This is a genomic window from Bradyrhizobium canariense (genome assembly GCF_019402665.1).
Lineage (GTDB): Bacteria > Pseudomonadota > Alphaproteobacteria > Rhizobiales > Xanthobacteraceae > Bradyrhizobium > Bradyrhizobium canariense.
The window spans coordinates 1-14835 of record NZ_VSST01000004.1 but is presented as its reverse complement, the minus strand read 5'-3'; the positions used below and the strand labels follow the sequence as shown (position 1 = coordinate 14835).

The 14835-nt window shown below is 64.7% G+C and carries 13 protein-coding genes; 9 read left to right on the top strand and 4 right to left on the bottom strand.

The window, feature by feature from the left end:
* Positions 1-171 precede the first annotated feature (171 nt).
* From FXB41_RS01600 to FXB41_RS01575, 6 genes are all read left to right on the top strand, one after another.
* Positions 172-783 (top strand): sigma-70 family RNA polymerase sigma factor, encoded by a 612-nt coding sequence (locus FXB41_RS01600; protein ID WP_018456005.1) that lies wholly within the window; start codon positions 172-174, stop codon positions 781-783.
* A 454-nt stretch (positions 784-1237) separates the two neighbouring features.
* Positions 1238-1936 (top strand): cytochrome c biogenesis CcdA family protein, encoded by a 699-nt coding sequence (locus FXB41_RS01595; RefSeq protein WP_219678959.1) that lies wholly within the window; start codon positions 1238-1240, stop codon positions 1934-1936.
* A gap of 31 nt (positions 1937-1967) precedes the next feature.
* Positions 1968-2531, top strand: a complete 564-nt coding sequence (locus FXB41_RS01590) for a thioredoxin family protein (RefSeq protein WP_219678957.1) — start codon at positions 1968-1970, stop codon at positions 2529-2531.
* A gap of 103 nt (positions 2532-2634) precedes the next feature.
* Positions 2635-3609, top strand: a complete 975-nt coding sequence (locus FXB41_RS01585) for a hypothetical protein (RefSeq protein ID WP_007597993.1) — start codon at positions 2635-2637, stop codon at positions 3607-3609.
* 383 nt (positions 3610-3992) lie between these two features.
* On the top strand, positions 3993-4586 hold the full coding sequence (locus FXB41_RS01580; protein WP_007597994.1) for a L,D-transpeptidase: 594 nt from the start codon (positions 3993-3995) through the stop codon (positions 4584-4586).
* Between the two features lie 54 nt (positions 4587-4640).
* Positions 4641-5678, top strand: a complete 1038-nt coding sequence (locus FXB41_RS01575) for an amino acid ABC transporter substrate-binding protein (RefSeq protein ID WP_219679035.1) — start codon at positions 4641-4643, stop codon at positions 5676-5678.
* A 281-nt stretch (positions 5679-5959) separates the two neighbouring features.
* On the opposite strand, the gene FXB41_RS01570 is transcribed toward FXB41_RS01575, so the two are convergent.
* Positions 5960-7099, bottom strand: a complete 1140-nt coding sequence (locus tag FXB41_RS01570) for an acyl-CoA dehydrogenase family protein (RefSeq protein ID WP_219678955.1) — start codon at positions 7097-7099, stop codon at positions 5960-5962.
* Between the two features lie 144 nt (positions 7100-7243).
* Entirely contained in the window at positions 7244-8458 is a 1215-nt protein-coding gene (locus FXB41_RS01565) for an acyl-CoA dehydrogenase family protein (RefSeq protein WP_219678953.1), read from the bottom strand.
* A 136-nt stretch (positions 8459-8594) separates the two neighbouring features.
* Here FXB41_RS01565 and FXB41_RS01560 point away from each other — a divergent pair, with 136 nt between their 5' ends.
* Together FXB41_RS01560 and FXB41_RS01555 are read left to right on the top strand one after the other, a co-directional pair.
* Positions 8595-9140: a carboxymuconolactone decarboxylase family protein gene (locus FXB41_RS01560; protein WP_219678951.1), complete on the top strand. Its 546-nt coding sequence runs from the start codon at positions 8595-8597 to the stop codon at positions 9138-9140.
* A gap of 91 nt (positions 9141-9231) precedes the next feature.
* Positions 9232-9726, top strand: a complete 495-nt coding sequence (locus tag FXB41_RS01555; RefSeq protein ID WP_219678950.1) for a VOC family protein — start codon at positions 9232-9234, stop codon at positions 9724-9726.
* A 127-nt stretch (positions 9727-9853) separates the two neighbouring features.
* On the opposite strand, the gene FXB41_RS01550 is transcribed toward FXB41_RS01555, so the two are convergent.
* Together FXB41_RS01550 and FXB41_RS01545 are read right to left on the bottom strand one after the other, a co-directional pair.
* Positions 9854-11092 (bottom strand): MFS transporter, encoded by a 1239-nt coding sequence (locus FXB41_RS01550; RefSeq protein ID WP_219678948.1) that lies wholly within the window; start codon positions 11090-11092, stop codon positions 9854-9856.
* Positions 11093-11233: 141 nt separating this feature from the next.
* The gene (locus tag FXB41_RS01545) at positions 11234-12481 is read right to left on the bottom strand and encodes an MFS transporter (RefSeq protein ID WP_219678946.1); all 1248 of its coding nucleotides are present in this window, start codon (positions 12479-12481) and stop codon (positions 11234-11236) included.
* Positions 12482-12698: 217 nt separating this feature from the next.
* Here FXB41_RS01545 and FXB41_RS01540 point away from each other — a divergent pair, with 217 nt between their 5' ends.
* Entirely contained in the window at positions 12699-14768 is a 2070-nt protein-coding gene (locus FXB41_RS01540) for a prolyl oligopeptidase family serine peptidase (RefSeq protein WP_219678943.1), read from the top strand.
* Positions 14769-14835: the final 67 nt, after the last annotated feature.

The window sequence follows — 14835 nt, the reverse complement described above, 5'->3', positions numbered from 1 at the left end:
ATTCCACGCTTTTTTGCCCCGAATGTTTCGTCGCGACTAATCCGACGAAACAATTTGGCGGCGCACGAAACCATTTTCCCCTTTTCGTGCAGACGTCCCGAAACGTTGGCTCATTAACACTTTGGTCGAAGGAAACGCCGCTCGGTTGCGGCGCTACGGGGAGCCAAGTCAATGCCGAACGTGATCGCCATCAACGCCCAAGCCAGCCAGAGCATCATTGCCGCTCAGGCGACCTCGGACGACATGCTTCTCGAAAGCATTGCCGACGGCAACCGGACGTCCATGCACATCCTTTATTGCCGGCACAATGTGCGCGTCTACCGCTTCATCCTGCGGATCGTGCGCGACGCCACCACGGCGGAAGACCTCGTCAGCCAGGTGTTTCTGGACGTGTGGCGGACCGCCGGCCAATTCCAGGGCCGCTCGCAGGTTTCGACCTGGCTGCTCTCGATCGCCCGCTTCAAGGCGCTGACCGCGATGCGCCAGCGTCGCTTCGAGGACATCGACCAGGAAGACGTGCGCCAGATCGCCGATGGTTGCGACACGCCGGAGACCTCGCTCGACCGCAGCGACACCAGCGCGATCCTGCGCGCCTGCGTTCAGAAGCTGTCACCCGCGCATCGGGAAATCATCACTCTGGTCTACTATCATGAGAAGTCGGTGGAGGAGGTCGGACAGATCATCGGCATCCCGCAGAGCACGGTGAAGACCCGGATGTTCTATGCCCGCAAGCAACTCGCCGAATTGCTCAAGGGCTGTGGCGTCGAGCGCTTCGCCGCCTGAAGTTCAGATATTTCAATGGGATAGGACATCTGTTTTGGCCCTGTCCCGGACACGGAAGTGTTACCGCCGACGAAACAATTGAAACAAAGCACAACATCAGGCGGAAAAACTTCCCTCCTATAAAGCTCACATACGGTTTCGTTAAACCTCCCAAGACCTCCAACGACCCGGACGGGATGCCCCCCTCCGGGTCGTTTTGTGTTTGGGGGTCTGTGGGGCGATAGAGCTGACCGCGGGGACGGTGCACCTCTCCCGCTTGCGGCGGGTGGGGGCTCTCTCCTCTTGGGGAGTCTCGCTCGCGGAGAGAGCCCCCACCCCAACCCTCCCCCACAAGGGGGGAGGGAACGCACCGCCGCCCTTGGCCGGCACCTCCTCCGTCACGAGCACGTGACACTCGTAACAATCCGCCCATCACCGCCGAACCATCCTCGTGACCCCCATCACGAGTGCCCTGATGCTCGAACTTCTCTTCGCTGTCCTCGCCGGCATCCTCACCATCGCCGCGCCCTGCACGCTGCCGATGCTGCCGATCCTGCTTGGCGCCTCGATCGGCCGCAGCTCGCATCTGCGTCCGGCGATGATCGCGCTCGGCTTCGTCATCTCGTTCTCCGCGACCGCGCTGTTGCTCGGCGCCATCACGCGGCTGTTTGATTTCGATCCGAACGTGCTGCGCGAGGCGGCATCGATCCTGCTGCTCGGCTTCGGCCTGTTGATGCTGTGGCCGGCGCCATTCGAATGGCTGTCGATCCGGCTCAACGGCTGGCTCGATCTCGGCAACTCCAGCGCCACGCAGCGCGAGGGCGCGCTTGGCGGGCTCGTGCTCGGCACCACGCTTGGCCTGGTCTGGACGCCCTGCGCCGGCCCGGTGCTCGGCTCGATCCTGACGCTGGTCGCGACGACTGAGAACGCGACCTGGGCCGGCACGCTGCTGATCGCCTACGCGATCGGCGCGGCGATCCCGATGCTGGCGATTGCCTATGGCGGGCAGGCCGCGACGACGCGGGTGCGCAGTCTCGCGCGCATCTCGCCCAAGCTGCAACAGGGCTTTGGCGTCGTCGTGATCGGCTTCGCGCTCGCCGCCTATTTCCAATACGACACGCTGATCGTGGCGTGGCTCACCGGCTTCTATCCCACCGGCCAGATCGGCCTGTGATCATCGCGCATCTCAACCGGAGGACTCGTCCATGACTTTCAAACTGCTCGCCGTCTCCGCCGCACTGATCGGCATCGCCGTAACAGGCGCCGTCATCCCCGGCATCTGCGACGAGGCCGCGCGCGCCGTCCCTATCGTCACCGCGGCCGCCAGCCAGCAGACCGCGCCCGACTTCACCGGCATCAACAACTGGTTCAACTCGAAGCCGCTCAGCCTCGCCGACCTCCGCGGCAAGGTCGTGCTGGTGGACTTCTGGACCTATGGCTGCGTCAACTGCGTCAACACGCTGCCGCACGTCACCGAGCTCTACGCCAAGTACAAGGACCGGGGTCTCGTCGTGGTGGGCGTGCACACGCCGGAATTCCCGTTCGAGCGCTCGGCGTCCAATGTGCAGGCGGCGCTGAAGCGCCACGGCATCGCCTATCCGGTGGCGCAGGATAATGATTCCAGGACCTGGAACGCCTACAGCAACCAGTATTGGCCGGCGCAGTACATCATCGACCAGAACGGCAAGATCGTGTTCCAGCACGCGGGCGAGGGCCGCTATGACGAGATCGACCGCACCGTGGCAAAGCTGCTGAACGCCAGCAGCTGATGCGGCCCGGATATCACGCGGCTGGGTTCGCCTGACGGGCTTGTTGCTTGACTCCACGGACCCGTCCGTGGAGTTTCGCGGGCCACGTAATCAGCCGCCCGCGATGGACGACGCCACCAGCAGCACTGACATTCGCCTTCGTGAAGGCGCCTCGATCGCGCAGCGGCTGGTCATGTCCGGCTTTGCGGCTGCCGTTGCGCTGTGCTTCACGCCGGGCCTGTTCACGCACGACCCCCTGGAGGTGATCATCTCCGTGGTCGCGCTGCTGGTGGGAGCAGCGTTCGTCGGAATCATCATGCTGGCGCCGGCGGTGGTGTGGATCATCACGCCAGACGAGATCCTGATCGGGGAGCAGCGCCCGTTCGGAAAACTCCGGACGCGGATCGTCGCCAAGGACGACATCAAGGGATTACAGGTTCCCGGCAGCAAGAGGGCGAAAGCCCGCTTCCAGCTCGCCTTCACGCTGGCCTCCGGTGAGCGCCTGACATCGCCGCCGATCGCCGATGTCACCCACGTGCACGAGACGGTGGCGCGGATCGCCACGCAATTCGACGTTCCCGAGGTCGAGTCTCCGGTCAATCCTCTCGATGCCAGCAATCCCGAGATGCGCCTCGGCGACCCCCTCGAGCCGTTTTCCGCAAGAGACATCAGGATCGTCGCACTGATCGTCGTCGCATTGTGCGCCGTTCCCTACGCCTACAGGCTCTGGCGTGGCCTGTCGCCCGGGCCGGTGGACATCATGCTGCTGCCGGTCGGCGCGATCGCCGCTATCGGCGTTTATCGATATGCCAACCTTGTGACCGGCGCCTTCTGGATCATCCGTCAGGGCGATATCCGCGTCGAACGCCTGTGGGGCGACGGCACGCTGCGCGCCGACCACATCGAGGGGCGCGACGTGAAGTCGATCACGGTCGAGCGCCGCGGCCGCTCCGAGGACGAGCACTGCATCGTCGTGGTCCGATTGCAGTCGGGACGACGGTTTCGCAGCCCTCGCATCGGGTCAAGGCCAGAGGCCCGGGCCGTGGGGACGGAGATCGTCCGGCGGCTCGGGATCGCGCCGGAGAACAACCAGATCTAGCTGGGATCCAGTGCGATTGGCGAAGTTTGATCTCGCCGCGAATTCGGTCTGAGCCTCTCCCGCCTGCGGGAGAGGTCGGCGCGTCCGGGCGATGCGAAGCATCGTCCCGCGCGACGGGTGAGGGTTCTCTCCACGTTGGGAGTGCCCCATTGCAGAGACACGCTCTCCCCGACCCTCCCCCGCAGGCGGGGGAGGGAGCACATCGTGCCCAGCTCACTGCTTTTCGCGCCATCCCCTGTTTGTGGCATTGCCGGCGGTCCGTCAAAAAACCAAAGCATTCTCGTGACATGCCAGCCGGGCGCGCCATCAACTTGCCATGAAGCTGCCGCTGGGTTCAGATGGTTCCGAACGATATTTGCTGTGGCAGTGGGGGAGAGCTTGAAATGACGGATTTTCGTCGCCTGACCGGGATGTTTGTGGCTGCGATCGGCCTGATCCTGTCCGCGCCCCATGCCTACGCCCAGCAGCCCGACCGCGGCGACGAGCCGGGCCTGGTCGCCGACGATGCCTATGAGCTCGATCCGGAATGGCAGAAGCAGGTCGTCTACTTCCGCACCACCGAAGCGCCGGGCACCCTCATCATCTCGACCGCCGAACGGCATCTCTATCTGGTGCAGCCCGGCGGTCGCGCGATCCGCTACGGCATTGGCGTCGGCCGCGATGGTTTTCAGTGGCAGGGTCTGGTGAACATCACCAACAAGAAGGAGTGGCCGGACTGGACGCCGCCGCCGGAGATGATCCAGCGCCAGCCTTATCTGCCGCGCTTCATGGCCGGCGGCCCCGGCAATCCGCTCGGCGCACGCGCCATGTATCTGGGCACCACGGTCTACCGCATCCACGGCACCAATCGGCCCGACACGATCGGCACCAAGGTCTCCTCGGGCTGCTTCCGGCTCGTCAACCGCGACGTCGCCGATCTCTACGATCGCGTCCCGGTCGGCACCAAGGTGGTCATCCGGCAGAAGCCCGAACTCTGATCTCCTCGCCCTGGCGAATATTCCTTTTCCCGATTATTTCGAGAGAGCAACATGATGCGCACTTTTCGTGGCGGCCTGCTGATCGGGCTCGCAGTCGCCGTGCTGGTCGCCGTCCTGGCCATCATCTATGAATTCTACGACACCCGCACGCTGAAGCGCACCGTCCGCCGCGGCGAAGTGCTGTGCGGCGTCAACAAGGGGCTGCCGGGCTTCTCGATCCCCGACGACAAGGGCAACTGGACCGGCTTCGACGTCGATTTCTGCCGCGCGGTGGCCTCCGCGATCTTCAACGACCCGAGCAAGGCGAAGTTCGTCGCGCTCGATGCCAGCGAGCGCTTCAAGGAATTGCAGAGCCGGAAAGTGGACATCCTCTCGCGCAACTCAACCTGGAGCATGGCGCGCGAACTCGACTACGATCTCTATTTCCCCGCGGTCGCCTATTACGACGGCGCAGGCTTCATGCTGCCGCGCGCGCGCAACAAGGAAACCGCGCTGGACCTGACCGGGAGCAAGGTCTGCGTCCAGACCGGGACCACCACGGCGCTCAACGTCGCGGATTACTTCCGTGCCAACAACATGAAGTATGAAGAGGTGAAGTTCGACAAGCTGGACGAGGTCGTGAAAGCCTACGACACCGGCAAATGCGACACGCTCTCCGCCGACGTCTCCCAGCTCTACGCGCTGCGGATCAACCTGTCGAAGCCCGGCGACAGCATGATCCTGCCGGACATGATCTCAAAGGAGCCGCTTGCGCCCGTCGTGCGCCAGCGCGACGACGACTGGATGATGATCGTGAAGTGGACGCTCTACGCGATGATCAACGCCGAGGAGCTCGGCGTCTCCTCGGAGAACATCGACGAGGCCCTGAAGTCGAAGAAGCCGGAAGTGATGCGGCTGGTCGGCACCGAGGGCAATTACGGCGAGCAGCTCGGCCTCACCAAGGATTGGGTCGTCCGCATCATCCGCAACGTCGGCAATTATGGCGAGATGTACGAGCGCAACATCGGCGAGAAGTCGAAGCTGAAGATCCCGCGGGGCATGAACCAGCTGTGGAATGCGGGCGGCGTGCAGTATGCACCGCCGGTGCGGTAAGACGGTCTAACCACCGTCATTGCGAGCGTAGCGAAGCAATCCAGAATCCCTCCGCGGTGACAGTCTGGATTGCTTCGTCGCAAGTGCTCCTCGCAATGACGAGCTTGGGGCGGGCGCGCTATCCACAATCTCAACTGTCGTCGCCCGGCTTGACCGGGCGATCCAGTATTCCAGAGACGGTTGCGATCAATCGAGAAGCCGCGGCGTACTGGGTCGCCCGGTCAAGCCGGGCGACGACACCGCCTGTGAGGCGACGCCCTGGACCTCACACCCGTCTCGCCTCAATACCCCCGCGCCCTCGCCAGCTGCTCGGTGTGGTAGTTCGCATCGCCGAACAATTCCTCGCACACGCGCGCGCGCTTCATGAAGAAGCCGATGTCGAACTGGTCGGTCATGCCCATGCCGCCATGCATCTGCACGCCTTCCTGCACCGCGCGCGTGGCGGTGGTGCCGGCGCGGGCTTTTGCCACTGCGACGCTTGACGCCGCCTTGGCGACGTCCGTATCGAGCGCTTGCAGCGCCTTCATCACGGCGGCGCGGGTGATCTCGATGTCGACATAGAGTTCGGCGGCGCGGTGCTGCAGCGCCTGGAATTCGCCGATCAGCTTGCCGAACTGCTTGCGGCTCTTGAGGTACTCGACGGTGCGGTTGAACACTTCTTCGCTCAAGCCGACCATTTCGGAGGCTACCGCGCCGCGCCCGATATCGAGCACGCCGTCGAGCAGTGCGGCGCCCTGGTCGATCTCGCCGAGCACGCTGTCGGCGTCGACCTCGACATTGGCAAGCTCGATCCGCGCCGCATTGTGCGCGTCGACCATGATGGTGCGCTCGATCGCAACGCCCTTGGCCGCAGGGCTCACCAGAAACAGCGTCAGCCCCTCGCGTTCGCCGGCCGAGCCGGCGGTGCGTGCCGCGACAATGAGAAGGTCGGCAACGTGACCGTCGACGACGAGCGCCTTGGCGCCGGAGAGCCTGAAACCATTGCCGGCGCGTACGGCCTGGAGGCCGGTCTGAAGCGGGCGGTGTTTTGCGCCCTCGTCGACCGCGAGCGTCGCCAGCAGGGAGCCGTTGGAGATCTTCGGCAGATACTCCGACTTCTGCCCGGCATTGCCGCCACGGTTCAGCGCCGAGGCCGCGACCACGCTGGTGGCGAGGAAGGGCGACGGCATCAGCGTGCGGCCGATCTCCTCCATCACCACGCCGGCCTCGACATAGCCAAGGCCGCTGCCGCCGAACTCTTCCGGCACCAGCAAGCCGGCAAAGCCCATCTCGGCGAAGGAATGCCAAAACTCCTTGGAGAAGCCGATGGGGTCTTTGCTATCGCGCAGATGCCGCAGATGCGACACCGGCGCCTTGTCGCTGATCAGCCCGCGCGCGCTGTCGCGGAGCATCGATTGTTCTTCGGTGAGGACGAGGGCCATGTGCGTGTTCCGATTTGAAATCTATTTTGTCTTGGTCATTCCGGGATGGCCCGAAGGGCCAGGCCCGGAATCCATCAGGCGGTATATACGCGGTGAAATGGATTCCGGGCTCGCGCTACGCGCGCCCCGGAATGACTGAGAGCCTCACGCCCCCGGCAGATCGAGGATGCGCTTGGCGACGATGCCGAGCATCACCTCGGTGGTGCCGCCCTCGATCGAGTTGGCCTTGGTGCGCAGCCAGGCGCGCGGACGGGCGCCTTGCCTGGAGCGCTCGCTCTCCCATTCCAGCGCATCGACACCGCCGGCCGACATCAGGATCTCGTAACGGCGCTTGTTGAGCTCGGTGCCGTAATATTTCATTGCCGACGAGAACGCCGGATGCGCCTGACCCGCCTTGGCGAGATCGACCGCGCGTTCGGCGCAGGCTGCAAGGGCGGCTTCATCGACGTCGAAGCTGGCGATCCGGCCGCGCAGCATGGAATCGTCGAGCCGTCCCAGCGCATCGGTGCCGACGGAATCGGCCGCGATCTGGCCTAGCGGACGGCCGACGCCGCGCTCGCCCATGCCTGATATCATCGCGCGCTCATGCTGGAGCAGATATTTCGCGACGTCCCAGCCGCGATTGACGGTGCCGACCACATGCGATTTCGGCACGCGGACATTGTCGAAGAACGTCTCGCAGAACGGCGAGTAGCCGGAGATCAGCAGGATCGGCTTGGTCGAGACGCCCTTCGAGGCCATGTCGAACAGGATGAAGCTGATGCCGTCATGCTTCTTCGCGGCGGGATCGGTGCGGACGAGGCAGAAGATCCAGTCGGCGTAATTGGCATACGACGTCCAGATCTTCGACCCAGTGATCACGAAATCGTCGCCGTCGCTCTCGGCGCGGGTCTGCAGCGAGGCAAGATCGGAGCCGGCGTTCGGCTCGGAATAGCCCTGGCACCAGCGGATCAGGCCCCCTGCGATTTTCGGCAGGTGCTCTTTCTTCTGCGCGTCGTTGCCGTATTTCAGCAGCGCCGGCCCGAGCATCCAGATGCCAAAGCTCGACAGCGGCGGGCGCGCTCCGATTCGTCCCATCTCCGCACGCAGCACCTTGTGCTCGGCGGCGCTCAGGCCACCGCCGCCGTACTCCTTCGGCCAATCGGGTACGGTCCAGCCCTTGTCGCGCATGCGCTCGAACCAGATGCGCTGCGGCTCGGACGAGAATTTTGCGTTACGTCCGCCCCAGAACACGTCGGCGTCGGACGTTGCGGGCTTGCGCATCTCCGGCGGGCAATTGGCTTCCAACCAGGCGCGCGTTTCGCTGCGGAATGTTTCGAGATCGGCGGTCTCAGTCTCGCTGGCCCTGGAGTCAGTCATGGGTCGTTTCCATCATTCAAAATCGGCTTGTTGGGCACGACTCTGGGCCAAGCTCCCGCGGAATTCAACCACTTCCGTGTCACGCATCCGCTATAGTCGCGGCCACGGCGAGCTTGAAAACAAAGAGGAAACAACAATGCGCCTGAAGCTTCTTTCGCCTGGCGAAATGAACGAGAGCCAGCGGCAGACCTATGACGAGTCGATTGCCGGCAAGCGGGGCAAGCCGCCGGCACCGATGATGGCGTGGCTGAACAGTCCCGACATGGCCCGTCATGCCACGCGGCTCGGCGAGGTCCTGCGCTACGACACGATATTCCCCGCAAAACTTTCGGAGATCGCGATCCTGGTGACGGCGCGGCACTGGACCGCGCATTACGAATGGTACGCGCACAAGCGCCTCGCGCTTGCCGGCGGCATGGACCCCGACATCATCGACGCGATCCGCGACCGCCGCACGCCTGTCTTCGACGATCCCAAGGGCAAGATGATCTACGACGTCGCGAAGTCGCTGCATGAGGGCCATGGCGTCGAGAAGGGTCTCTATGCCGAGGCGGTGAAGCTGCTCGGCGAGCGCGGCGTGGTCGAGGTGATTGGTCTCTGCGGCTATTACACGCTGGTGTCGATGACGCTGAACACGTTTGAGTTCGAGCTGCCGGAGGGCGAGGCGCGGGAGCTGTCGTAAGTTGCCTATCCGGAAACGCTGGGTTTCGGGATAGGTCAGTAGCACTGTTCCGAGCCCGGGCTTATGTGGAGTCCATCAACGGAGCAGCCGCATGTCGCAGAACCAAGCCGTCGCCGCCGGCACCAGGATCGGCCACGTCCATCTCAAAGTCGCCGATCTCGATCGCGCGCTCGGCTTCTATTGCGGCGTGCTCGGTTTCGAGCTGATGCAGCGCATGGGCTCGGGCGCGGCCTTCATCTCGGCCGGCGGCTATCACCACCACATCGGGCTCAACACCTGGGAGAGCAAGGGCGGCTCGCCGCCACCGCCAGGCACGACCGGGCTCTATCACACCGCGATCCTCTATCCGACCCGGCCCGCGCTGGCGGATGCGCTGCACCGCGTGCTCTCGGCCGGCATTGCGCTCGACGGGGCGAGCGACCATGGCGTGTCCGAAGCGCTGTATTTGCGCGATCCGGACCAGAACGGCGTGGAGCTGTATTGGGACAAGCCGCGGGAGCAATGGCCGTTCGGGCCGGATGGCAAGCTCGCGATGTTTACGAAGCGGCTGGATGTGGACGGGCTGCTGAAGCAGCGGGAGGCTTAAACTCAACTCTCTCCTCGTCATTGCGAGGAACGAAGCGACGAAGCAATCCAGAATCTTTCCGCAGTAGCAGTCTGGATTGCTTCGCTGCGCTCGCAATGACGGAGGATGTTGAAGCGACGCCGCGCCTCTACGCAGTCGTCGCATGCGGCTTCCCCCGCACCATGATCAGCGCCGCCGCTACCAGCTCCAGCGCAATACACAGATAGAACGGCAGCTCATAGCCACCGGAGAAATCGCGCAGAAAACCGACCACGCCGGGGCCGAATGCATAAGTCACCTGGTTGATCGCGGTGTTGAGGCTGATCAGCACGCCGAACGAGGCGGAATCGAATTCCTGCTGCACGATCAGCGACGGCAGCGTGATGAGATTGCCGACCGAGAAGCCGAACAATGCGCAGGCGGCGATCAGCACGTAATCACTGTGCAAATTGATGACGACGAGAAGCGCGACGGCCTGGCTCAGGAACGACAGCGCCGAGGCAAGCCGCTGATTGAGGCGGTCGATCACCAGCGAGAACAGCACCCGGCCGATCACCGCCATCGCGGTCAGCACCGCAACCGCGACGGCCGCGCGCTCGCGCCCGATCACGGGATCGAGGAACGAGATCAGGTGGACGATGAAGCCGACCTGCGCGAACAGCACCAAAGCAAAGGCAATTGTCACCGTGAGGAAGCCGACATCGCGTAACGCCTGGCTGCGAATCTGCGCCGACGATTGCGGTTTAGTTTTCGTCGCGGCGCGCCGGCCATGGAGATCGGGCGGGCGGCCGACGACAATCAGGATCACCGGCACGAGCAACGCCAGCATGGCGCCGGCCACGATAAACATCGCGCTGGCGAAGCCGACGTGACCGATCAGGGTCACCAGCAACGGCACACCGACAATGCCGCCGAAGCTTGCGCCATTGAGCGCGAGACTGATGGCCATGCCGCGCTTGTGGTCGAACCACAGGCTGATCGTGTTGGTGATCATGGCCAGACTCGTGCCGGCCCAGCCGAAGGCGAGCACGGCGTTCGCGAGATAAAGCTGCCACGGCTCACGCACCGCGCCGATCGCGACCGCCGCGGCGGACATCGCCAGCGTCCCCGCGATCAGGCCGAGGCGCGGGCCGTATGTGTTGACGGCCTCGCCGACGAAGACGACGAGCAGCGCGCCGAACAGATAGAAGAACGTCGTGCCGGACGAGATCAGCGAGGCCGACCAGCCGTGCGCGCGCTGGAGCTCGGCGACATAGACGCTCTGGCCGTAGAAGCCGAGCCCCCAGCCGAAGGTCGCGAGCAGGAAGCAGACCGCAACGATGCGCCAGCCTTCGTAGCGGAGGGAGGATTCGTCGATGGATACGTCGTGCCGGGGATTATCGAGCATTTGCGCTTGTCCTTCGTTTCCCCCGCGAGCGCCTTGCTTCACGCCCGCCTGTTCATGACGAGCATCATGTAACAACCCAAGTCCCGAAAATCACTTCGGCCTGGATCGAACTATCAACGCTGCTGACAGCCTCCCGCCATCTCAGATCGCGTCCGGAAACTCGCCCATGGCCGCGTCCAGCCGCGCCTTGCGGCGGCGGGTCCAGGACGCCAGCGAGAGCACGGCGAGCCCGAGCAGCACCGGCGGGAACACCACCATGTTCACCGCGGACCAGCCGTAACTGGCGAGCAACTGGCCGGACGAGAACGAACCGATCGCCATCATGCCGAACACCAGGAAATCGTTGAAGGCCTGCACCTTGTTGCGCTCCTGCGGCCGGTGCGTCTCCAGCACCAGCGCGGAGGCGCCGATGAAGGAGAAATTCCAACCGATGCCGAGCATGATCAGCGTGGCCCAGAAATGCATCGCGGTGATGCCGGACAGGCCGATGCCGGCCGCGCCGGCCTCCAGCAGCAGGCCGGCGGCAACAACCTTCCGCGCGCCGAAGCGGGCGATCAGCGCACCCGTGAAGAAGCTCGGCCCGTACATGGCGACGATGTGCCATTGAATGCCGAAATTGGAATCGGAAACGCTCAAGCCGCACAGCTTCATGGCGAGCGGCGCCGAGGTCATCACCAGATTCATCATGGGGTAGGAGATGACGCCGCACAGCGCCGCCGCGATGAAGCGCGGCTGGGTCACGATCTCGAGCAGCGGCCGCCCGCCGTGAAGATCGGCCGGTGCCGGCTTCGGCATGTCGACCCCGGCGACGATACCCATCGCGACCAGCGCGACAGCCGCCTGGACCAGGAAGCTGAAGGCGAACAGATAAGGCTGCCAGACATCCATGGTCCATTGCACGAGCTGTGGACCGAGCACGCCGGCGAACACGCCGCCCGCCATCACCCAGGACACCGCCTTGGGCCGGTACGCCGCGCTGGCGCCGTCGGCGGCAGCGAAGCGGTAGGACTGCGCCACCGCGCCGTAGAGGCCGCCGAGAAAAGTCGCCAGACAGAACAACGGAAACGAAGCGTGCAGGATCGCGAAGCAGCCGAGCAGACCGGTCAGCGCGCCCACACCGGTGCCGACGATGAAAGCGACGCGGCGGCCGAAGCGGCGCGAGATCGCGCCGGTCGGCAGCGTGCCGGCGGCGAGGCCGAGCACATACATCGAGATCGGCACGGTTGCGAACGAGACGTCGGGCGCGAGCGTCGCGCCGACGATCGCGCCGGTTGCGAAGATCACCGCCGAGTTGGCGCCGGTCAGCGCCTGCGCGGCGGCAAGGCGCACCACATTGGCACGCACGCGGGCGTCGGCGGCGATCTCATTGGCTGCAGTCACATCCAGCATCGGCATTTCCGCCCCAACGGGCTTTCGAGGGGCTTCAAAGGCTTTCAAAGGCTCGCTTGATTCCCGCCACTATGGCGGGACGCGAGAGGGCGGGCAACCGGCGCAAACGGGCGCAGGCCATGCCTCTGACGCAATCGGGCCGATGATAATGGGCCGCGCACTTGACGGCTTGCGCTCGATCAAATCCTATCCGCCGCGACCTTCCGGAGTTTCGTTCATGTCCGTCGACGACAGGCCTACGCTCAGCGCTCCCGACGACGATCCCTGGCTCTGGCTGGAGGAGATCGAAGGCAAGCAGGCGCTCGATTTCGTCACGCGGCAGAACAGCCTGACGCTCGACGCGTTCGGCGGGACCGCCTTCGCGCGCGACCGCGACATGCTCGCGGCGATCTACGATCGTCCCGACAACATTCCCTATGTCAGCCGGCGCGGCGACGAACTGCACAATCTCTGGAAGGACGCCACCAACCCGCGCGGCTTGTGGCGGAAGACTTCGCTCGCCGAGTTTCGCAAATCGCATCCCGCGTGGGAAATCCTGCTGGACGTCGACCAGCTCGCGGCACGCGAAGGCGAGGACTGGCTGCTGAGCGGCATCACCACTCAGCCGGGAAGCGCGCGCGCCATTTTGAGTCTGTCGCGCGGCGGCAGCGACGCCGTCACCTTGCGGGAATTCGACCTCGGCACCAAGAGTTTCGTGGCGGACGGATTTGCGCTGCCGGAAGCCAAGGGCGGCGCCGATTGGCTCGATGCCGACACGCTGCTGCTGTCGAGCGCCCATGGCGAAGGCATGGCGACTGCTTCCGGATATTCGCGAACGGTTCGCCTGTGGCGGCGCGGCCAGCCTGTCGATCAGGCGCAAATGATCATCGAGACCACGGCCGATCATATGGCGATCTCCGGCATCGTCGACGACACCGCTGCGGCCCCGCGCAGCTGGATCGTCGACCAGATCGACTTCTTCAATCATGCGCTCTGGCTGCGCGACGCCGACGGCACGACGACGAAGCTCGATCTGCCGACCGGCATCTGGTTGCAGGCGCATGGCGACTGGTTCGCGATGAAGCTGCGCGAGGCCTGGTCGATCGAGGGCAGAACCTATGCCGCCGACACCGTGCTCGGCATCTCGCTCCCGGCCTTCCTCGCCGGCAGCCGCGATTTCGCGGTGCTGTTCGCGCCCGAACCTCGCCGTGCCCTGCAAGGCCTGTTCTGGGCCGGGGGCAGGCTGGTGCTGTCGATCCTCGACGAGCTCCAGCCGCAATTCGAGATCTGCACGCCGTCCGCCACAAGCTGGAGCCGCGAATCACTTGGCGGCCTGCCGCAGATCGGCGTGGTCGACATCTGGCCGCTGGATCGCCATCCCTCCGAGAGCAACGGCGACCTGCTTGCCAATGTGCAGGATCCGCTGACGCCGCCGTCGCTGCTGCTCATCGAGCGCGGCGTCGCGAGCCCGATCGTGCTGAAGCAGGCGCCGAAAACATTCAACGCCGACGGCCTCGTGGTCACCCAGCACGAGGCGATCTCGATCGACGGCGAGCGCATTCCCTATGTGCAGACCGGCCCCAGCGGCGAGACCGGCGATGCACCGGTCTATATGAGCGCCTATGGCGGCTTCGGCCTCGCCGTGAAGCCGTACTACAATTCGTCGCTCGGCAAGCTGTGGCTGGAGCGCGGCGGCACCACGGTGCAGGCGAATTTGCGCGGCGGCGGCGAATTCGGTACGCGCTGGCACGATGCGGGGCGATACGCCGGCAAGAAGCTGTCGCACGATGATTTCGCCGCCGTTGCCGCCGATCTCGTCCGCCGCGGCGTGACGACGGCAAAGCGCATCGCCGCGCAGGGCGGATCCAACGGCGGCATCCTCATCACCAACATGCTGGTGCGATACCCCGAACGTTTCGGCGCGCTGTTCTGCACCATCCCGCTGATCGACATGCGCCGCTACACGAAGCTGCTCGCCGGCGCGAGCTGGATCGCGGAATATGGCGATCCCGACAAGCCCGAGGAATGGGACTGGCTGAAGACCTACTCCGCCTATCACAACGTCAAGGCCGGCCAACCCTATCCGCCGATCCTGATCGCCACCACGCGGCGCGACGACCGTGTCCATCCCGGGCATGCGCGCAAGATGGCGGCAAAGCTCCAGGCCATGGGCTACGAGGCCTGGTTCTACGAGCCTGAAGCGGGCGGCCACGGCTACGGCAAGGACAACAAGGAGCGCGCCGGGTTCGAGGTGATTGGCTTTCGGTTCTTGAAGGAGAAGATCGGGTGGAAGGACGGCGAGGGCTGACGACCTCTTGATTGAATCAGTGGGAGCGCAGCAGGCGGTGCACCTCGCCCGCTTGCGAGGGCTTTGC